Origin of the sequence: Paenibacillus sp. 203 (genome assembly GCF_037027525.1) — a bacterium.
Classification (GTDB): Bacteria; Bacillota; Bacilli; order Paenibacillales; family Paenibacillaceae; genus Paenibacillus; species Paenibacillus polymyxa_B.
Map to the genome: position 1 here is coordinate 125339 of NZ_JAXCHD010000004.1, position 21613 is coordinate 146951.

The following is a 21613-nucleotide window of genomic DNA, read 5'->3' on the forward strand; positions in this document are numbered from 1 at the left end:
AAACCAGAATAAATTAAAGTGAATTTATAACTTAAGGATACACACAGGAAGAGGAGAGGAAGGATGAAAAAAACGCTGCTGGTATATATGCTATTGATTGCGGCCTTTGCTCTCTATGTGTTCAGGTATGAACAATCTGGCCCGTTAAATGGCACTTGGGAGGATAAAGGGCTGCGAGGCAGTATCGGAGAGACCTATATAATGATTACGTTCCAGTCCGGTTTGGAGTATTGGAAAAGCGGGCTCAAGGGCTTCGAGGATGCGGGTGATGCTTTGGGGGTGACTGTGGAGTATCGGGGAGCTACCCGTTATGATGCGCAGGAGCAGACGACCGTTATTGAGCAAGCGATTGCTCGTAAACCCGCAGGGATTGCGATTTCTGCGATTGATCCTCACTCCCTGATTCCGGTGATTAATAAGGCGCTGGATGCGGGCATTCCTGTGGTACTGTTTGATGCCGAAGCGCCGGGGAGCCGGGCGTATTCCTTTTTGGGCACGGATAATTATAAGGCGGGCGTGACCGCTGCGGATAAAATGGCAGAGCTGTTGGGACGAGAAGGTCAGGTCGCTGTTCTGACGCTGCCTGGACAGCAAAATCATGAGGAACGCTCGCGTGGCTTTCGCGATACCATTCAACGGCAGTATCCTGCGATGAAGGTGGTGGAAGTCGCAGATGGCCGCGCAGACGCGATGGTCTCCCGGGATGAGTCGCAGAGACTGATGAAAGCTTATCCGAAACTGGCGGGCATTTTTGTGACCGATGCAACGGGAGGGGCAGGTGTGGGTGAAGCGGTACTTAGTCAAAAAAACAGCCATCCGCTGAAAATCATTTCTTTTGATACGAATAAAGCGACACTGGATATGATTCGTGGTGGGACAATCTCGGCAACGATTGCCCAGGGAACATGGAATATGGGTTATTGGTCGCTTCAATATTTGTTCCATCTGCATCATCATTTGACGATTCCTGCACCTTCTTCCACTGGAGACAACACTCCGTTGCCCGTGCGGGTAGATACTGGGATTTCCGTGGTCACCCGGGCGAATGTAGATGATTATTATGCGAAATAAATTTTGGGAGCGTATCCAATTAGGGGTGCGCCAAACGATGCCGCGGTTACGCTTGCGCAATATGCCTTTACGTTATCAGCTCATGCTGCTGTTCCTGTTGTTTGGCATTGTGCCTTCGCTGGGATTAGGTCTACTGGTCAATTGGACGGTGGAACGGATTATTGAACGGCAGGTGGAAGATCATACGATGCAATTGATTGGCAAGGTGAACGAAGCGCTGGACACCAAAATGGAAAATTTGCAAAACATGACGTATCTGATTGCTTTTAACCCTGATATCGGGGAGTTCTGGAAAGGGAAGACGCTGGCTGACGGCCACGCGGGTCATGTGAGTATCGTAACGCCGGAAAACCAGACTCTCACTTCCAAGCAGGCATTAAGTTCTGTACAGGAGCAGGATACGCTGTATAAAATGAAGCAATTTTTGCAGGGCTATACCACGTTATATCCTGAAATTGCAGGGATTCTGATCGTGAACGAAAAAGGCGACTATATCAGCAACGAAATGTACGCTCGAAGCACGCGTAGCCTGACGGAAGAAGGCTGGTACCAACAGGCGGCGCAGCATGCAGGCATATTCACTGTGCTAGGACAGCCGAGCCACCGTAATGTGACCACTCATGTCCGGTACAAGGACAGTGAAATTGTCTCCGTCGTTCGCTCGGTTACAGATCCGGAAACCGGACGCGTGCTAGGCGCGATTATGATTGACCTCAAGCTGCGGGCTGTATCGCAGGCTGCCAGAGATGTAACCCTGGGCAAAAGCGGGTATTTAATGGTGACAGATGCTGAGGGGCGCAGCGTGTACATGCCGGATATGCCTTTGATTGAGCGTATTCCGCCGCAATGGTTCGGGGCAGGTGACAGCGGGATGTTTACCCGTGAAGCTGGAGGCAGGGAATTGCTGTTCATGTTCAGGGCTTCCGAATTCACGGGCTGGAGAACAGTGGGGGTATTCCCGGCACGCGAATCTACACTGGAAGTGCGGCAAATTCAGTTCTATGTCATCTGTTTTGTTTTCATTGTATGTCTATTTGGCTTAACGGCATCCTTGCGATTATCGAGTTCTATAGCGCAGCCAATTTTCCGGCTGATGTCCTATATGCGGACGGCAGAGACAGGGGATCTTACAGTTCGCCAATGGAGTGACCGTGGGGATGAAGTTGGAATGCTGGGGCGGAGCTTTAACCGAATGCTGGAGCAAATTCGCCGTCTCATGTCACTTAGCGAACTGAGGGAACGGCAAAAACGGGATGCCGAGCTGCGCAGCCTTCAGGAGCATATTAAGCCCCATTTTCTATACAATACGCTAGATACGATTCATTGGATGGCCCGAAAAAATGGAGCAGACGACGTGTCCGATATGGTGGGAGCGCTATCGAGATTGTTCCGTCTCGGGCTGAGCAAGGGGGATGACTTTATTCCACTGCGCTCCGAGATGGAGCATATATCGAGCTATATGCAAATCCAGCAAACCCGCTATCGTGACCGACTTCGCTGGGAATTGAATCTACCTGACGAGCTAAAGGATCTGTTCGTATTGAAGTTAATGCTTCAGCCTGTAGTGGAAAACGCGATTTATCACGGCATCAAGGCCAGACGTGGTCCAGGCACGATTTGGATAGAAGCTAAAGCTGAGGGCGACAAGCTGCTGCTGACGGTACGTGACGATGGCGCAGGGATGACGGCGGACCGTCTGCGTGAATTGCGTGAATGGCTGGAAATACCCCTTGAGGCGATGGAAGTAAAGCAGAAGCAAAAGGGAGTTAGTACCCATGGCAGAAGCTATGGCATGCTGAATGTACAAGCGCGTATCCGGTTGTCTTTTGGCGAGGAATATGGAATTGTACTGGAGAGCAAAGAAGGGACAGGTACCTGCGTGACGATCACTCATCCGTTGCTGCTGGATATGGCGCAACTGAAGAAGCCTTATGAAAAAGGAGAGGGTCAGGATGACGAAATCAAAGGCCACACACAACTCGACTACGGCGAGTCTGATTGACCAGGCCATAACAGAAGTGACCATAGGCACAGCAAAACGTTACCAAGTATTGATCGCAGATGATGAGCCGATCATTCGTGAGGGGATACGAGATTGCATAGATTGGACGGCACTGGGCATGGAGGTGGCAGCAGAGGCGGAGGACGGAGAAGAAGCGCTGGAGCTGGTGGGTCAGCTTCATATCGACATCGTGCTGGTCGATATGAATATGCCGTTCATGGACGGGATTGAACTGATTCGGCGGCTGCGGGAAGAACGTCCAGAATGCCGCTGTCTGATTATTTCCGGGCATGATGAATTTGCTTATGCGCAGGAGGCTGTCCGACTTGGTGTAGAGGATTATATTTTGAAGCCGGTAAATGCGGATCAGCTTCATGCTGCGCTGTTGCGGCTTCGTCAGCGAATGGACGAAGAGCACAAGCGTGCCGCCTATGTAGAACAAGCTGCCGGTCAGATTGAACGGAATATTCCGCTGCTGCGCCAGCGGTTTTGCCTGGAATGGCTGGAAGGCCAACACACAGGGAAAGACATCATGGAACAGTTGGCGTTTTTACGGCTTCCATCGCGACCGCCTGCTCAGATCGGTGTGGTACGGTGGCCTGCGGCAGAGGCACGGCAGACGATTATGCGTGAGAATGACCGCCAGTTGTTTCTTTTTGCCGCTGAAAATATTATTGGCGAACTGCTGGAGGACCGACCGCATGTGTTGTTCCGCGATGCGAACGGGCTGATCGGCATATGTCTGTGGCAGGAGGCACCCGAGACGATAGGCGCTTCCATGGAACAGGCGATTGGACGCTACCTGAATATAGCGGTTCATACGCATGTGGAGTCCAACGCGGGTGGACTAGAAGGTGCAATTGACGCGTACCGGGTGAGTCGGGATCGAGTGTATGGCGAATCGCAGATGTCTCCCATCGTACGTCGGGCCCGGCAGCTCATTCAGGAAGGTTACGCCGATCGGGAACTGACGTTGGAAGCCCTTGCTTCGCGGCTACAAGTATCCGCCGTATATCTCAGCCGCGTGCTCAAAAAGGAGCTCAACGACAGCTTCGTGACCCTCGTCACGCGTGCCCGTATCCGTAAAGCAGTGCAGCTGTTGGATTCCACGACGTTGTCTATCTATGATATAGCAGAACGTACGGGTTACGACAGTCAGCACTATTTTAGCACCGCTTTTAAAAAGACTATGGGCGTGTCCCCTGTGCAATACCGTAAAGGCGGGGGAATTCAAGAAAACACGGTGGAGTAGGAAGGATTGAAATGGGGGATGAGTCCCACACTGTCTAATAATAAACTGTAAGAAAAAATGTGTGTGTAATCACACCTACGCATTCAGGGGTTTGTTACGCTGGGGATAACGAACAAATATCTATCAATATTTGGAGGAAAACAATATGTTTTGTTATCAGTGTGAACAGACGCCGAGTGGCGGGTGTAAAGTAGTTGGGGTGTGCGGGAAGGATGAGACGGTAGCGAGCTTGCAGGATACGATGATTTTTGCATTAAAAGGGATCGCTGCCTATGCAACACATGCTCGTCAGTTGGGATATAGCGATCCTGAGGTGGATCGGATCACGCACGAAGCGTTATATATGACCTTAACCAATTCTAACTTTAATGTACAAGAGCATTTGGAAATGGCGATGAAGGTCGGAAATGCAGCTGTACGGATCATGGATGTGCTGGATCGTGCGCATACGGATCGTTTTGGTATTCCGCAGCCGATTACCGTCAGTCAGAATAAAATTGAAGGCCAATGTATCGTCGTGACTGGACATAATTTGTATGCGCTGGAGGAATTGTTGCGGCAAACGGAGGGTAAAGGCATCAACATCTATACCCACTCAGAAATGCTGCCTGCCCACGGTTATCCGGCATTGAAGAAATATGCACATCTCAAAGGGAATATCGGTAAAGCCTGGTACGATCAGCGTAGACTGTTCGAGGAGTTCCCGGGTGCGATTCTCGCCACGACGAATTGTGTTATGCCGATTAAAGGCACGTATGCAGACCGCTTCTTCTCTTATGAAGTAGCTGGGCTGGAGGGAGTAGCCAAGATCATGGACGACGACTTTTCACCATTGATCGAGCGTGCATTAGCCCTGCCAGCCGCAGATGTAGATTCGGAGCAGGTGCTTACGACAGGATATCATCACGAAACGGTTATCGGGCTGGCTCCTGAGATTATTCAGGCGGTTAAAGACGGGCATATCCGCCGTTTCTTCGTCATTGCAGGCTGCGACGCACCGGGCAAAGGCGGCAACTATTACCGTGAGCTAGCTACATCCTTGCCGAATGATACGGTCATTCTGACCACGTCCTGTGGTAAATTCCGCTTTAATGACGTGGATTATGGCACCGTTGGAGATACCGGCATTCCGCGTTATATTGATTTGGGGCAATGCAACAATTCGGGTTCTACTGTGAAAATCGCTCTGGCATTAGCGGATGCTTTCGGTTGTACGGTGAACGAACTACCTGTCAGCATTGTATTGTCCTGGTTTGAGCAAAAAGCGGTCGCCATCCTGCTGGGCTTGTTCAGCCTTGGCATTCAGGATATTCGCATAGGACCGAAGCCGCCTGAGTTTATTTCTTCTGGCGTACTGGATGTGCTGGTGGAGATGTTTGGCTTGAAGCTGATTACAACAGCAGAGGAAGATATGAAAGCGATGTTGGCATTGTCGTAAGGGATTGGTGGGGAACTGCAAAGCGCAGTTCCTTTTTTTGTTTCATCGTTCATCGATTCTTATAAAGATGTCTGTAAGAATCTTTAATGCCAGCTCAGTATCTTTGGATTCACGAGTTCTTAGGAGAGTCAAAATGGTTTTTATACTCGAATCTTCTTCGGTAAGCTCATCATTGTCCTTTACATATGTAAGCAACTGATAGACGCCCACGTTCAATGCCTTCGCTATTTTCTCCAGATTTTTTAAAGATATATTTCTCTCCGCACGCTCAATGAAACCAATATAACTCGAATTGAATCCTGCTTTTTCGGCTAAAGCTTCTTGGGAAAGCCCTTTAGACTTTCGAATATCTCGAATACGCGTACCGACCAATTCTAAAAGTTCTGACATGATTACACCTCTCTATAGTAAGAATTTCACAAAATTCGATTCCAATCGCTCCGAAATGTAATATATAGACGAACGAGATCATCTCGACCTATATATTATTTATTGGAAGTCGCTTATTGGATTTTGCAAAATCCTCTAGTTAGAAGTGTAGAGAAAGAGTTACATCTAATTAATAAGTGTTAGTAAGTAAATTGAATTAAAAACTACTATATAGTAATATTTATTATGAAGCTTGTCCGATAGCTAGAAAATTATACATCTTGATGGTTACATAATTGTGCTACGTTGCTCACATTGTTTCAGGATTTTGCAAAATTCGATTCCAGTCGCTCCGAAGTGCAAGATATAGACGAACTAAACCATTTCGATCTATATCTTGTTCATTAGAAGTCGCTTATGGGATTTTTGCAAAATCCTCGTTTATGAAATTTTAATTCAGGAGTTGATTCCCTTTGAAACATTACTCCTTAAGTCCCCAACTACATAGTGATTTCGATTTCAAACTGCCTAAGTACAGCGACACCTACATATTGAATTGCATGATGGATTTTCAAAAGCTTGCCGAATACCAGATCAAGCTTGCACAGATGATGCGCGACCATCATCAGTTTCACAACTGCCTCATTCTTTGTGATCGTGCGCTGTTTTCTATGGCTAAGGCCATTTATGTTCACCGAAATCAAATCATTCCATTGTATATTCGTTTATCCGTGACTGACCTGTTCCCTTTAATTCACACAGAGGCTGAGCCCAATTTAGATATGGTGCTGTTTATCGGTACGGTACATTATCTGGTTTCGGGAGAAGATGATGTATCTAAAGAGCCGATGAAGCTGGGGGAAGTAGACAGGTTGCTTTATAAAACGGACTCTATTCTAGAGTCTCTGTCACAGCGGATCGTAGCTGATCCATCTAAGCGATATCCATCTATTTATAAAGAAAGTCCGTTCAATGAATCGGTAGATCTTTTATCAATCATACCCGGTTCTTTTTGAGCTAATGATATAATGATGAAAAGGAAGATGTTGGATGATAACTAACACTTCCACATCAGAAAGGGTGTTATTTCATATGCCTACATACAACAAACTGGTGCGGGATCGGATTCCGCATATCATTATGTCTCAAGGCAAGGAATGTCGGACACGCATTTTGGACCCAGAGGAATATAAGCAGGAACTGCGAACGAAGCTTCGTGAAGAAGCCGAGGAATATTTTGAAGCGGACAAAGATCAGGATGCGCTGGAAGAGCTGGCGGATATGCTGGAAGTCATTCGAGCGCTGGCAGAAGTACATGGGGCGAATGCAGCAGAGCTGGACAAGCTGCGGGCAGACAAAGCCGAGGCCCGAGGCGGATTCCAGGAGCGGGTGTTTTTAATTGATGTAGATGAAGCTTAACGTCAAGTGGTACACATAGAATAAACCTATTTTCTTATATATTATGTATAGATAACGTTTGATGATTCTTACGTACATGCCATTGATGAGATGTTCGTGTGAATCAATTTTTTACAACTTGTATTAGCAAGAGCTTTTTATCTGAGGCTTCAGAATTATCAAAAGTAATATTCTCCTGACTTGTAGTATGATAATACTCGGATAAATTACATTCCTTGGAGTCTTAAAATATCCTGGTTAAACAACTTTAAATAGTAATGTGTAATTAATCCATTAATTAGTGCTAATAAATTATATTTTCAAAAAAGAAAGGGAGTTCCTTAGTGCAAGAAATTATTGAAAAACTGCCTACATTAATTACTGTTGTAGGGACGATCATAGTTTGGGTTAGATTATTTATTAGAACATCGAATAAAACTATTGTGGATATGGTGGTAGAGCCAAGAAACGTGAATATGTGGGACAAATTTATTGAAATAATATTGTTGTCTTCGATAATGGTAATTATGTTTTTACTTCCAATGTTTATGTCTGAAATAAATCCTAGGATATTTGATGTTATAATGATGGTTGATATTATTTTATATTTTATAACTCTGATTATCATTTTAATTTATTGGGTATGTTCATGGTTTAAGCAAGTAAAAGGTAGAGTTCTAAATATCTCTATATTTACAAATTATTTATTAACATTTTGTATGCCTTTAATTTTAATATGTTATAACAAAAGTAAAGTCTTAAATGGAGTTAAAGAGAATTACATCTATGGGTTTATTGCCTTTTTGGCTCTTGTGGCTTTTCATTGTATCTTGATAACATTTTATCCGTCAGTTCTTAGGTACTTTAATAAACCGGAAATAAAAATGTATAAACTTGAGCGAATTCAAACACCTCATGATATTTTACAAGGTTTATATTTGCTATATATGCTGGATAATGAAAGACATGTACTAAGTGAAAATTCTAATATTGCTAAGATAGGAGATGGAGATTTTTATATTTACTATCCTAAAGAAAATGCTCTAATTAAATACTTCAAATAAAGACCCATTCAATCATAATGAGACCTACATAGCTATAGCACCAGCTGTAAATAGAAATCAACTCAACTCTCGTAGCCAAAAGCACGGGAGTTTTTAAATTGGGTAATGCTTTTTACTATATTGAATTTACTATAAATGCCCAATCCACGCCAATATCTCATTATTATCCGGCTGGAAATGAATGAATCGCCCATTTTATGTACTTAATAGCTATACTTAATTGCTCTGAATTCAAGCTGGCCTCAGACATAAACTGACTAAGCATAAATAGTTTGTCTTCCCATTTACCACGTAGCCTAATATCCATTCATAGGACAATGGTCTGAATGGGTTCTTATAAAGCTGCTAAAGCTGCTGTTTATGTATGGAATCCTGTTCAAAAGCCTCATCCAGCAGCTTAATAAATGCGGTTAAGTTACATTCTATATTTCCGCTTAAGTAAATATGTTCCTTGTCCAACCTAAGAAAATGGTACTCATCGTTCCTAATGAGTTTTCGCAAATGACTCAAATACATCCGTAAATTATGCCTTGCTTTTCCTACTGTCACTTCTCCCCATAAGAGTCATTACATAATTGTTCGGCTCATATGTATCGTTTATGTCTCCAGGTGACGTGCCTCAGCTTTCATGGTATGTAAGAAGTCATCGGTTGATTACTTTAGTTCTCAGTATAACTTAAATGAAAACGGCATAGATGGCGTTTTTTTTCTGAATAAAGCAAACATACGTTTCGATATATGTTAAAATTATTACATATTGAGTTAATGGTAAGAAAATCTATGAATGGAGATATTGGTATGGTCGACACCATTGCAAAAAGTAATCATTACTTGATTGGTCTGCTTGTAGATGATGCAACTCTGACCAGCTTCTCAGAATTGCAACCTTTTCCTCGAACATGGCAGAACGGGTAAATCAACTAATCAGCGGCAGTTTACGAAAGCCACTGAAGAAGAAAAATGTATAAAATAGAAGGGATTTGAATATATTTGTCGAAATATTCCTAATACTATAACCCCTGGTGTGACGGAGGAAATGGATTAATGCAAATTTATATAAATAATTTGTGTAGAGGAATAGACAATGAATAATCAAAGTAAAGCTGCTGTAAATGCTGGTGTTCATGGTTCGACGGGGACTGAATTTCAAAAACATTGTGCATTATACTTTTTGTTCGATAAGTATAATGATTTAAAAGATAGAAAGTACTTTATTTGTATTGAACATCATGATGATTTTTTGTTTTGTTATCAAAATAATGATGAGCTTATTTCTTCTATTGACTCTTATCAAGCAAAGAAGTCTTCTGAAAAGTGGGAAATGAGCGGCTTATATGAATTACTTAGAAAAATGACTGGAGTAGGCTTATCACTGAATGCAGATAGTATGCCTAAAGTAAATAACTATACACATAACTTAGAGTTCATAACTAACAACTCTATACAATTAAGTAATGGTCTTAGAGGAAAAAATAAGAATAAAAGTATAACTATTAACGAGAGTAATAGTAGATTAAAATTTACTGATTTAGATACTGAGATTACAAATAAAATTGAAGCAGAATTAACGAAATTGCTAGGTAAGGATCTAGAAGGTTTAAAGGAATTAAATAATGTTTCATTAGCCTATATTGATTTTCCAAAGAAAAGCGCTGGGCAGAAGGATTCACTAGTTGGACAGCTCAGTAGAATATTTGGAGCAAAGGTCAGTGATCATAGAGCTGCTGTAGATGCGCTGTTGCTTCTATTTAGAGATGTAGAAAACACTTTAAACCAAGGCAATGTTGTAAAGTTAATGGATGAATCAAAACGTGTTAGTTCTGCAAGTATTAATGATGCTATTGATATAATTACTACAAAAACGATGGCATTTGAATTGTGGCGAAATGAGGAAAAAGAAGTTTGTATAAATCTGGAAATTTCCATTCCAGATAAGAGCGAGTTTAAGCTGAATTTTATTAATAGCTTTGATAGATTTAAAGATTATCAACAAACTGAACATAAAAAAATACTCTCCTTTGTTAAGGAGAATAGTAATGTAATGTATCGCTTTACTGTCGAGACTGATTGTATTTTAGAATTATATCAAATGTTTCGAAAAAACATAAGTTCTCAATTGTCAGAGCTAAGTATAAAAGCTGCTATTTATGCTGCATATATAGAAGTAAGGGGACAATTATGAAAACAAAATTATTAATAAACAAACTATTTGCATTTTCAGAGAGTGAAAATAAATATTTTTACACAGAGTTTGATCAAGGTATAAACATTATTTATGGAAAAAATACATCAGGAAAAAGCACGGTTTTTCAGATGCTTTTATACACGCTGGGTATAAATGACAGTAACGACCACTTGAAAGAAATTATTGAAGAAGGTGCTTTTATAAGAGTAGACTTTCAAGTAATTAACAATGGAGAAAGTGAAAAAATTACTTTTGTTAGAGATGATGAAACGATATTCATTAAAAGGGTAGATAAACCTATTATGAGGTTTAATGGTATTAGAGCGAATCAGTCTGCTGAACATATTAAACTTAAAGGATTCCTTCATGAATTATTTAATTTCACACTTAAATTAGAGAATAAGGAGGGGTACAAAGCTGCTCCAATCGAAGCAATGTTTTTGCCTTATTATATACCTCAGTCAGTAGGGTGGGTATACCTTAGAAAATCCTTTAGTAGCCTTGAGTATTATAAAAATCTTAAAGAAGATTATCTTGACTATTATTTGGGAATTGAATCACTTGTTGATAGGGATAAAAAGCAGGAATTGGAAAGAAAATTGAAGAGTAAAGAAGATGAAATTAAATTTTATATAAATTTGGAAAATAGTAATGACGAGTTCCAAATTACAAAACTAGTTGATGAAGAATTTATTGAAGAGTCATTAGAATATATTAAGTTACACAGTGATAATCAGGTGCTTTTAAATGAAAATGAAGAAGAATATATTTCTAAATGCAATGAACAGAGCTATTATAAAGAACGATTGTCTTTACTGCGAAAAGTGTCAAGACATCACAAGAAACAAAACCCTTTAGAGGGAACATGTCCTGCTTGTGATCGGGAACTTTCATTTAGTATTACTTCGTCATATAAGTATTTTCAAGAAGAGAATGACACTGAGGAAGAAATGGTAAAATGTAAAGCGATGATAAAGAAGCTGCAAGGGGAAATTAATTCTTTAGGAAAACTTATAAATGTTCGTAAAGAAAATAACTTAAAAACATATGGAATATTAAAAAGGTATTTTAAGCATAATATTTCTTTTGATAGTTGGTTGAATAATAAAGTGAATATACAGTTAATTCATGACATTAGATATAAACTTGGGGTATTAAGTAACGAAAAAATTACTATTGAGAATAGCCTTAAAGGGTTTAAAACAGAAGAAGAAGTCCAAAAATCCAGAATATCAAAAAGTAAAGAATTTGAGCGTCTATTCCTAGGATATATTGATGATTTAGGTGTAAAGACCTTAAAGGAAGATAGATATATATCGTTATATAACATTTCAGCATTTCCTTCTCAAGGGGTTGAGCTTCATAAAACAGTACTTGCATATAACTTTGCTTTAAATAAATTAATAGAAAAGACTGATGGTATACATCGTTTTCCCTTTATGCTTGATGCAATTTTTAAGGAAGATATTGAGCAATCAAATAAAAATGCTATCATTGAGTTTATTGGGAAAAATAAACCGAATGATACTCAATTAATACTGTCAATTGCAGAAACTAAAGAAAATGAAAAAAGCATACATGAATATAGTAAAAAATATTTTAATGGAATGGCTAAATTGATTTGTATAGGAGAAGGGGTAAGAGAACGCGCTTTTTTAACTCATTATGATGGTAGCATGGAAGTTTATTTAGATGAAACTCTGAATATTATTAATTGATAGGAGTAATTAATTTTGTGCTACTCGATCATTTAGTGGAACGACAGAGATGTCGTTCTTCTTTTTCATATTCTGCGCCTTCCCTCACCTTTTTGGGTAAACTAACCCTAGTGATGCCCAATGACGACTCACAAAGTACCCAATAGATTAGCCAAGGAAAAGTCACCTTATTTGCTGCAACCCGCACATAATTCGGTGAATTGGTTCCCTTGGTCGGAAGAGGCTCTTGATATCGAGAAGCGCGACAAAAAGCCTGTCTTCCTTTCTATTGAGTACAGCTATTTATTGACCCACACGTACCTGTCATTTTTTAAAAGTAGTCTTTTAAAAATGGAGGAAATCGAACAGAATGAAATCATCACTGCCAATAGTCGTCTGCTCAACGGAAAATGACATCAACAACACACAAACAACGCAAAATATTTCGAATATCCAAGGAGTGGTATGAACAGTGTGGGCTAGTCTACCAGGTTTTTGGAAATATGGATATTCAATCGGTTACTGATAACATTAATGTCAATTATAGAAGAGTGTGCAAATAAGGATGAGGAATTATTCGTCACTTGCCCGCTCGAAGCGTAACGACGGATCGTTTTACTCGCAAAAGCGGAGAAGTATCTTATGAGCTAAGGAAGTTTAAATAACTAGGGACGAAATTTTAGAGCCTTATTCTGAAAAAAAGTAAGACGCTTCAAACAAATTTTAGGAGGAAATAAATGAGTAAGAAAAGAACTGGTAATTCTAAACATAAAAATATGGAAGTATTAAGAAGACTGGAAAAACAACAAGCTTGTCTATTTAAAGACATTAAACATACATGTGATGGCAATAAAAAAAACAAATTGACAATAGGGAGTCATATAATATCAGAGAAAGATTACCTATCCAGAATTGCTTCTAAAGATGATAAAGTTCTTGTTTTTAACATCCGACATGAATCGTATTATGAAAAAGAGGAAAGGGGGAAACTTGAAGATTTATTAGCTCCTGTACATATTAGTAATACAGCGAATACTAGGAATATTCTATGTGGTAAGCATGATAAGTCTCTATTTGACAAGATAGAAAATGGTATTAAGTTGGATGAGAACGGGGCGAACTATAAGCAACAATGTTTTCAGTTTGCTTTAAGAGCATTTATTTTTGATTATATTCATGAGAAAAATGTAAATGATAAAGAAATAAAAACAGGTCACAGTGAGCTTGCTAATAATCGTGCAAGTATTGGTTTATTGCGTAGTGAAAAAATTCTAAAAAAATTTCAAGAAGCTTACTTGAATAGCAATTGGGATTGTATAGAAACCAAAGTAATTACTCTTGACAAAAGAGCAAACTTCATTTCTTGTCTGTCTTTTTTTCCAATGACTTATCTTAAGTTTAGGTATAGTGGTCACGTTGGTGATAAGATATATTTGAATATATTTCCTGAAAACAACCAAACTAAGATTGTTATTTCATATTTTGTGAATAGTTCAAAACATTGTAAGCGATTAAGTGATATAATATACAGCCTATACTTGAAAAAAAATTTCAAGAAAATCGAGGAGTTTCTTACAAGATGTGTGCTGTTATATGACTTAAAAGTAACATATAATATAGACTATTTTAATAGATTAATTCATGATGAGACTAGGAAAATGCAATTTATTAAATTTTCGCTTTATATAAGGAAGGCAAGAAATTTTTCGGATATTTATAATAAAAACTTTCTCCGAATCTTTGTTTTTGAAAAATTGAGGATAAATCTTTTTGATGACTATTTGTAACTCTACGTAAGTTAGTTCACTATACATTTGGGTATATCCAAGAATTATTGACCCACACGTACCTGTCATTGATGAATTGTAAATAAAAGTGTGAACTCTTTAGATAGCCGATTTAATAATTCAACAAATCGAGACTTTGCCAATCGTAAGAAGGCTAAAGTCTTTTTGTGTTTCAAAATATATGAGCTATTTCCCGACAATCTCCATTCTCCTCAAATCCAATCCCGTCTCCCTCCCCATCACAAAGGTTAAAATTTTATAAAAAAAGTTCAAAACCAGCAAAGACCTTTCCCGGCCTGGAATGATACCATGTGTTTGCACATAAAAAAAGGAGAGGTACTCGTTGCCTCACTTATGTAAGCGCTATCTAACTTCTAGTCTAATCAGCACTGACCTGAGGATTTTGCAAAATCCTTACCTTCAAATTGACCCGCATCACATGAGGAAAGGGGAACTTCATATGAAAAAAGGAGCTGTTGTCGTATGGCTTCTGGTTTTGGCCCTGATGCTTTCGGCCTGTAATTTGGCGGAGAGTGGAACGGGTAGCAAGGAAAAAGGCTATGTGGGCATTTCCATGCCGACCAAATCGTCCGAGCGTTGGGTAGGGGACGGAGAGAATATGGTCCGGTTGTTTCAGGAGCAAGGCTATAAAACGGATTTACAGTACGCCGAGGACGTGGTGGAAAACCAAATCTCCCAAATCGAAAATATGATCACCAAGGGCGTCAATGTTATGGTGATCGCTTCGGTCGACGGAAACACGCTGACGGATGTAATTCAGAAGGCACACGACCGAGGCATTCAGGTCATTTCTTACGACCGTCTGATTCGCAACACACCGTATCTGACGTATTATGCGACCTTCGATAACTTTAAGGTGGGCGTGCTACAGGCGGCGTATATTGAGAAAAAGTTAGGACTTAAGGAAGGCAAGGGCCCATTCAATATCGAGCTATTCGGTGGTTCACCGGATGACAATAACGCTTATTTCTTCTTTAATGGTGCGATGTCTGTACTTAAACCGTACGTGGATTCCGGCAAACTGGTCGTGCGCAGCAAGCAGATGACGATGGCGCAGATCGCTACACTGCGATGGGATGGAGCATTAGCGCAGTCGCGGATGGATAATCTGCTGAGTGCCTACTATTCAGGGGCCAATCTGGACGCGGTACTATCCCCGTATGACGGCATTAGCATCGGTATCATTTCATCCCTGAAAGGGGTCGGATATGGATCAGCGAACAAGCCGCTGCCGATCATTACAGGGCAGGATGCGGAACTGGCTTCGATCAAGTCCATTGTGGCCGGGGAGCAGACGCAAACCATATTTAAGGATACCCGCAAGCTGGCTGAGCAAACGGTCGTGATGGCCAACAGCATTTTACAGGGCAAACAAGCGGAAGTGAATGACACGGAATCCTATAACAACGGTAAAAAGGTCATTCCTGCTTACTTACTTGATCCAATTTCGGTGGATCGGACGAATGTGGAAAAGGATATTGTCGGCAGTCACTATTACACCAAAGAGCAAATCGGATTGAAATAAGAGTAGGAATCCAACCGAAAGGAGCGTATCCCATGACTGGAATCATTTTGGAAATGAAGGGAATTACCAAAACCTTTCCCGGCGTAAAGGCATTGGAAAATGTAAATTTCAAGGTCAAGGAAGGCGAAATCCATTCCTTGTGCGGTGAGAATGGTGCGGGCAAGTCGACGCTGATGAAGGTACTAAGCGGTGTATATCCGCATGGAACCTATGAAGGGGATATTGTTTTCCAGGGCAAAACGTGTGAGTTCAAAGATATCAAGCAGAGCGAGGAATTGGGCATTGTCATTATCCATCAGGAGTTGGCGCTGATCCCGTATCTCTCGATTGCGGAAAATATTTATCTGGGTAACGAACGCGCCAGTGGCGGCGTGATTGATTGGAAAGAGACTTTTGTGGGTACACGCGATCTGCTGTCCAAGGTCGGTTTGAGTGAGAATCCCAATACATTAGTTACGAACATCGGGGTCGGGAAGCAACAACTGGTCGAAATTGCGAAAGCGCTCTCTAAAAAGGTAAAGCTGCTTATTCTCGATGAACCGACAGCAGCGTTGAATGAGGATGATAGTGAAAATCTGCTTAATTTGATGCTGGAATTTAAAAGACAGGGCATCTCCTGCATTCTCATCTCCCACAAACTGAATGAGGTCGCGAAGGTGTCAGATTCGATTACGATTTTGCGGGACGGGAAGACGATTGAGACACTGGATATGAAGAAGGATGAGGTTACGGAGGATCGGATCATTAGCGGGATGGTTGGACGTGATCTGACCAGCCGTTATCCAGAGCGTCATGCCGAGATTGGCAAAGTCGTTCTGGAAGTGAAGGATTGGACGGTGTATCACGAGCATCATGCAGACCGAAAGGTGCTGGATCAGGTGAATTTGAACATTCGTCGCGGTGAAATTGTCGGTATTGCCGGGCTGATGGGGGCGGGACGGACCGAGCTGGCGATGAGCATTTTTGGCAAGTCGTACGGACGCAACATTTCCGGTCAGCTGATTAAAGACGGCAAGCCGATCCAGAACAACACGGTTACGGACGCGATCAACAACGGCTTTGCCTATGTGACAGAGGATCGCAAGGAGTACGGTCTCATCCTGATGGATGATATCAAGCGTAATATTTCGTTGACTGGCCTGAACAAGCTGACGAAGGGCGCTGTCGTCAATGAGCAGGAGGAAGTCGTTGTTGCAGAGGAAATGAAAAAAAGCATGAACATCAAAGCGCCGAGCATTTTACAGAAAACGGGTAATCTGAGTGGCGGCAATCAGCAGAAGGTGGTGCTGAGCAAATGGATTTTTGCCGGACCGGATATTCTGATTCTGGATGAACCGACACGCGGCATTGATGTGGGCGCCAAATATGAGATTTACACGATTATTCATCGACTTGCCGCTGAAGGCAAGGGAGTGCTGGTCATTTCGTCCGAGCTGCCAGAGGTACTAGGTTTGTGTGACCGGATTTATGTCATGAATGCTGGGCGGATCACTGGAGAGGTTAGCCGTGAGGACGCGTCGCAGGAAACGTTGATGAGATATATGACCAAGTCAGGAGGCGTGAAGCATGGAAACCATAACTAAACTATTTAAAAATAACATCCGCCAATATGGCATGATGATTGCGCTGGTCGTCATTATGATTTTGTTCGAGGTGCTGACGGGCGGCCTGCTGTTGAAGCCGATTAATATTACAAATCTGATTCTGCAAAACAGCTATATTCTCGTGCTGGCCATCGGGATGGTGCTGGTTATCATCACTGGGCATATTGATTTGTCCGTCGGCTCCATAGCCGCTTTTGTCGGTGCGGTTGCCGCCATAATGATGGTCGATTGGCAGCTTCCAGCATGGATCGCTGTGATTGCATCTTTGCTGGTCGGGGCGTTAATCGGCGCATGGCAAGGGTTCTGGGTCGCTTATGTACGGATTCCGGCATTTATCGTTACATTGGCGGGGATGCTGCTCTTCCGTGGATTGACCATGATCGTGCTGGAAGGTCAATCGATCTCTCCATTTCCGGGGGGCTTCCAGAAAATCAGTTCAGGCTTCCTACCGGATTTTTCATCTACCGGTTATAACCTGGTATCCATCATTGTCGGTATTGCACTCACGGTATGGTTTATCGTGAATGAACTTCGCGAACGTCGTTCTCAGCTTAAATATGGATTCGAGGTTCCGTCACAAACTTTATTTGTACTCAAGTTGATTGTGGTAGCTGCGGTCATCAATTTGTTCACCTTCATGCTCGCGAGCTACGCGGGGATACCTAACATTCTCGTGCTGCTGTTCATACTGATCGTTGTGTACTCCTTCATCATGAACCGCACGATTATGGGCCGTCATGTGTATGCGTTGGGTGGAAATGAAAAGGCAGCGGGTCTGTCCGGTGTCAAAACGAAAAAGGTAACATTTTGGGTATTCGTCAATATGGGTGTGCTGGCCGCCATTTCCGGTTTGATCTTTGCTGCACGTCTGAACGCGGCTACGCCGAGAGCGGGTACGAACTTTGAGCTGGATGCCATCGCAGCCTGCTTTATCGGTGGAGCTTCGGCGTCCGGCGGGATCGGAACCGTTTTTGGAGCCATTATCGGTGGTTTGGTCATGGGTGTACTGAATAACGGTATGTCTCTGATCGGTCTGGGTATTGACTGGCAGCAAGGAATCAAGGGCTTGGTACTGTTGCTGGCGGTTGCCTTCGATATTTACAACAAAAACAAAAGATCAGCTTAAGCTCAGATTCGATATCGTAAAACAAGACACCTCCAGTCCCACTTAAAATGTGGATGCTGGAGGTTTTCTTGCTTGTTGGGTCTTGTGGCTATCAGCCAACGAAACTAAGTCGTGACCATTTGGCCGCCGTTTATATGCAGCGTTTGGCCTGTAATGTAGGAACCGTCATCCGAAGCCAGCAGCACATAGGCAGGAGCCAATTCATAAGGCTGCCCGGCACGCTTCATTGGTGTATTGCTGCCGAAGGTGCGAATGACTTCAGGCGACTGTGTGGCCGGATTTAGCGGAGTCCAGATCGGACCGGGAGCAATGGCATTCACGCGAATACCCTGATCGACCAGATTATTAGCCAAAGCGCGGGTGAAGCTGACGATAGCTCCTTTGGTGGCTGAATAGTCGATCATATTCTTTTGACCAACATAGGCTGTCACCGATGCCGTATTGACGATGCTAGCCCCAGCCCGCATATACGGCAATGCTTCTGTAGTCATATGGAAGAAGGAAATAATATTCGTATCAAATGTATCACGAAGCTGCTGCTCACTGATATCCAGATACGATTCGCGCACAAACTGAATACCTAGGTTGTTAATCAGGATGTCAATCCGACCAAAGGTTTCCATCGTTTGTTGAACAACCAGACAGCAGTTGCTTTTTAGCCTTAGATCACCTGGAATTAACAAACAACGTCGGCCAAGCCTGTGAATGACATCACGGGTTTCCATAGCATCTCGATGCTCATCGAGATAGGCAATGACCACATCAGCCCCTTCCTTGGCAAATGCCACTGCAACCGCGCGACCAATACCACTGTCCCCACCGCTAATAATAGCCACCCGATCCTGAAGCTTTCCGGTGCCGATATACTTTGGATTATCATAAATAGGGCGTGGAACCATCAGGTATTCCAACCCCGGTTGTCTATATTGATGCTGGGGAGGAAAGGTAATCGGAACTTCTTTACATTGGGTTTCTGTACCATAATAAGGATATTGCCAATTCATTGATAATCCCTTCTTTAGCCGTTTTGAAATCCAATATATTCAAAATAGGCGCAAGCGGTGACTCGGGATTATCGCCTTATCCCGAAATCGTCGCTCCATCTGCTGGAATATGGACACGTCCCTCCAAACCTTCACGGTTGATGTATTCCGTAAGCTCGGAGCGAGTTAGTAAACAATGGTTGATTGCTTCCATGTGGACAGCCACGATTTGTGTGCAAGAGGCATGCTGCGCAACAGCCGTTACATCTTGGGCAGTCATAATGATGGGATCACCAATCGTAAACCGAGCCCCTCCAGCGTTCACAATTGTCCACTCCGGACGGTATTTATCCAGTGCTTCCGCGACTTCACTGCACCAGATCGTATCCCCGGCCAAATAGACGACAGGTTCACCTGGTGCCTGAAACACAAAGCCGGATACGGGTCCCATCTGTTCCCCGATTTCTCCGGTGCCGTGATGCCCGGTAGTACGGATGAGCTCAATTTCTCCCACGGAGCCAGCCACCGAAATCGGAGTAACCTGTGTAAAACCGTCAGCAGTAATTTGTTCTTCATTTCCGGGCTGGCAGAAGACGGGAAGTTGTTTGTCCAACCAGCGTACTGCTGCCGGGTCCCAATGATCGGGATGCAAATGTGTAACGATCACAACATCAGGCTGTCCGAGTGCCTGCCATTGCGGCGGCAAGGGAACCAGCGGATTACGGCGGGCATTTTCCGTATTGGGAACCGGCGGATTTGCGCCAGCATCACTCAACATCGGATCAACCAGAAATTTTACTCCAGCGTATTCGATCCATAAGGTTGCGTTGCGGATTAGTGTGATTTTCATCTATGGAAGCTCCTTTGGTAGTGAATGTTTTTGGACAGAGTGTATTTTCGGTGGTTCTTTGTTTCTGTTACAATCATATCTGACGCAAGGAGCTACAGGCTACGGCCTGCTGAAAGGAAAACCAGCATTATCGTTTCATCATGAAAGGAAAAATAACTATGGAACTATTCGTACCTGATGACACCGATCTGCGCATTCTTCATCATTTAATTGAAGACAGCTCTTTATCGCACAAGGAGATCGGTCAGCTTGTTCATTTGACAGGCCAAGCAGTAGGAGCGCGTGTTCGAAAAATGCAGGATGCGGGCATTATCGAGGGCTATACGCTGCGCTGGAACCCTGAGAAAATTGGACAGACGATTCATGCCTTTATTACGGTTTTTTTGAATTCAGGAACAACTCACAGTGCTTTCCAGGCTTTTGCACGGGAGCATCCCTATATTGTCGAAATCCATCGAGTGAGTGGGGAAGGCTGTTATTGGATGCGCTTGCGCATGTCATCACAGGCAGAGTTAAATACCATGCTGGATGAGCTTACGAAGTTTGGTAATTACAAATTGAGTTTTTCCATTGGTGAGATTTAACGATAAAAGCTTTCGGCGTTTGTGCCGAAAGCTTTTTTATTTGGGCGAGGGCTATGAGGTCAACGTTATAGGCTTATTTTTAAAATATGCTGCAATCCGTGTTGTCCCATTTTAGTGTTGCCTTCATCGATAAAGCCGCATTTGCGATACAGACTTTGGGCAGGCAGATTACGGGCATTGACGCCCAGTACAATCTCGCGAATATGTGGGAAGTGTCTGGCGATGAATTGTGGTAGTAGAAGCAGCCCTTTTTTAGCGAATCCTTGTCCCTGATCTGCGTAATGAATAGAGAACGCGCGCAGCAACAGTGCCTCAGAAATATTCGTATAGTCCGCTAATTCATCCCCATCGTATAAAATGAAAAATCCAACGGGTCTTCTAGTAGCCGTAATCACGACAGGATGGCGGTGCGGATCTTCCTTGGCCAGTGTCAGCATTTCATCCGGCATTCCAGTAAACTGCTTCTGCTCCTCAGGCAAGTAGAAGGTATGTAAAATGGCATCATGTTCACAATGGTAAGGGACAAGCTCTACATTAGCAGTTGAAGAAGACTGTGAGGCGAATGTGGGATTATTCATCATTACACTCCGATCTGTATGGATTTTTAACTTTCTTTATCATCTAGTTTGCTAAAAAAAGAAACCTGAACTCGCCTTA

At 42.6% G+C, this 21613-nt stretch carries 19 protein-coding genes; 15 read left to right on the forward strand and 4 right to left on the reverse strand.

The genetic code is table 11. From position 1 onward, the window contains the following. The first annotated feature begins 63 nt into the window (after window positions 1-63). The 4 genes from WA407_RS09930 (at window position 64) to hcp (ending at window position 5763) form a co-directional block, all read left to right on the forward strand. Complete coding sequence (locus WA407_RS09930) at window positions 64-1071, forward strand: substrate-binding domain-containing protein (protein WP_250259163.1); 1008 nt, start codon at window positions 64-66, stop codon at window positions 1069-1071. Next, window positions 1052-3073, forward strand: a complete 2022-nt coding sequence (locus tag WA407_RS09935) for a cache domain-containing sensor histidine kinase (RefSeq protein WP_336077286.1) — start codon at window positions 1052-1054, stop codon at window positions 3071-3073. The genes WA407_RS09930 and WA407_RS09935 overlap by 20 nt, the downstream gene beginning before the upstream one ends. Continuing rightward, window positions 3024-4325, forward strand: a complete 1302-nt coding sequence (locus WA407_RS09940) for a response regulator (RefSeq protein ID WP_336077287.1) — start codon at window positions 3024-3026, stop codon at window positions 4323-4325. Before WA407_RS09935 ends, WA407_RS09940 begins: the two co-directional genes overlap by 50 nt. Before the next feature lie 145 nt (window positions 4326-4470). Then, window positions 4471-5763 (forward strand): hydroxylamine reductase, encoded by a 1293-nt coding sequence (gene hcp / locus WA407_RS09945; protein WP_061831199.1) that lies wholly within the window; start codon window positions 4471-4473, stop codon window positions 5761-5763. Window positions 5764-5805: 42 nt separating this feature from the next. Here hcp and WA407_RS09950 read toward each other — a convergent pair whose 3' ends face one another. Continuing rightward, window positions 5806-6153, reverse strand: a complete 348-nt coding sequence (locus tag WA407_RS09950) for a helix-turn-helix domain-containing protein (protein ID WP_023987345.1) — start codon at window positions 6151-6153, stop codon at window positions 5806-5808. Between the two features lie 452 nt (window positions 6154-6605). Here WA407_RS09950 and WA407_RS09955 point away from each other — a divergent pair, with 452 nt between their 5' ends. From WA407_RS09955 to mmsB, 10 genes are all read left to right on the forward strand, one after another. Further along, complete coding sequence (locus WA407_RS09955) at window positions 6606-7148, forward strand: hypothetical protein (protein ID WP_336077289.1); 543 nt, start codon at window positions 6606-6608, stop codon at window positions 7146-7148. A 76-nt stretch (window positions 7149-7224) separates the two neighbouring features. Beyond that, complete coding sequence (locus tag WA407_RS09960) at window positions 7225-7551, forward strand: nucleoside triphosphate pyrophosphohydrolase (RefSeq protein WP_336077290.1); 327 nt, start codon at window positions 7225-7227, stop codon at window positions 7549-7551. Between the two features lie 323 nt (window positions 7552-7874). Continuing rightward, the gene (locus tag WA407_RS09965) at window positions 7875-8594 is read left to right on the forward strand and encodes a hypothetical protein (protein ID WP_336077291.1); all 720 of its coding nucleotides are present in this window, start codon (window positions 7875-7877) and stop codon (window positions 8592-8594) included. A gap of 1084 nt (window positions 8595-9678) precedes the next feature. Next, window positions 9679-10776, forward strand: a complete 1098-nt coding sequence (locus WA407_RS09970) for a dsDNA nuclease domain-containing protein (protein ID WP_336077292.1) — start codon at window positions 9679-9681, stop codon at window positions 10774-10776. Beyond that, window positions 10773-12497 (forward strand): hypothetical protein, encoded by a 1725-nt coding sequence (locus tag WA407_RS09975; RefSeq protein WP_336077293.1) that lies wholly within the window; start codon window positions 10773-10775, stop codon window positions 12495-12497. Before WA407_RS09970 ends, WA407_RS09975 begins: the two co-directional genes overlap by 4 nt. Before the next feature lie 120 nt (window positions 12498-12617). Next, the gene (locus WA407_RS09980; RefSeq protein ID WP_336077294.1) at window positions 12618-12890 is read left to right on the forward strand and encodes a DUF255 domain-containing protein; all 273 of its coding nucleotides are present in this window, start codon (window positions 12618-12620) and stop codon (window positions 12888-12890) included. 323 nt (window positions 12891-13213) lie between these two features. After that, window positions 13214-14263: a hypothetical protein gene (locus WA407_RS09985; RefSeq protein WP_336077295.1), complete on the forward strand. Its 1050-nt coding sequence runs from the start codon at window positions 13214-13216 to the stop codon at window positions 14261-14263. A gap of 460 nt (window positions 14264-14723) precedes the next feature. Further along, window positions 14724-15809, forward strand: coding sequence for a multiple monosaccharide ABC transporter substrate-binding protein (gene chvE, locus WA407_RS09990; RefSeq protein ID WP_336077296.1), 1086 nt, complete (start codon window positions 14724-14726; stop codon window positions 15807-15809). Window positions 15810-15841: 32 nt separating this feature from the next. Beyond that, window positions 15842-17392, forward strand: coding sequence for a multiple monosaccharide ABC transporter ATP-binding protein (mmsA, locus tag WA407_RS09995; RefSeq protein WP_336077297.1), 1551 nt, complete (start codon window positions 15842-15844; stop codon window positions 17390-17392). Beyond that, window positions 17376-18539 carry a multiple monosaccharide ABC transporter permease gene (mmsB, locus tag WA407_RS10000; RefSeq protein WP_254329365.1) on the forward strand — a complete coding sequence of 388 codons (1164 nt, stop codon included), beginning with the start codon at window positions 17376-17378 and terminating at the stop codon, window positions 18537-18539. The genes mmsA and mmsB overlap by 17 nt, the downstream gene beginning before the upstream one ends. A gap of 104 nt (window positions 18540-18643) precedes the next feature. Here the strand turns inward: mmsB and WA407_RS10005 are convergent, their stop codons facing one another. Next, window positions 18644-19543 (reverse strand): SDR family oxidoreductase, encoded by a 900-nt coding sequence (locus WA407_RS10005; protein ID WP_029516135.1) that lies wholly within the window; start codon window positions 19541-19543, stop codon window positions 18644-18646. 76 nt (window positions 19544-19619) lie between these two features. Next, a complete protein-coding gene (locus WA407_RS10010) occupies window positions 19620-20372 on the reverse strand; it encodes an MBL fold metallo-hydrolase (RefSeq protein WP_254329364.1) in 753 nt (250 codons plus the stop codon). 158 nt (window positions 20373-20530) lie between these two features. Here WA407_RS10010 and WA407_RS10015 point away from each other — a divergent pair, with 158 nt between their 5' ends. After that, window positions 20531-20956, forward strand: a complete 426-nt coding sequence (locus tag WA407_RS10015) for an Lrp/AsnC family transcriptional regulator (protein ID WP_025720601.1) — start codon at window positions 20531-20533, stop codon at window positions 20954-20956. 65 nt (window positions 20957-21021) lie between these two features. Here WA407_RS10015 and WA407_RS10020 read toward each other — a convergent pair whose 3' ends face one another. After that, window positions 21022-21534 carry a GNAT family N-acetyltransferase gene (locus WA407_RS10020; protein WP_254329363.1) on the reverse strand — a complete coding sequence of 171 codons (513 nt, stop codon included), beginning with the start codon at window positions 21532-21534 and terminating at the stop codon, window positions 21022-21024. Window positions 21535-21613: the final 79 nt, after the last annotated feature.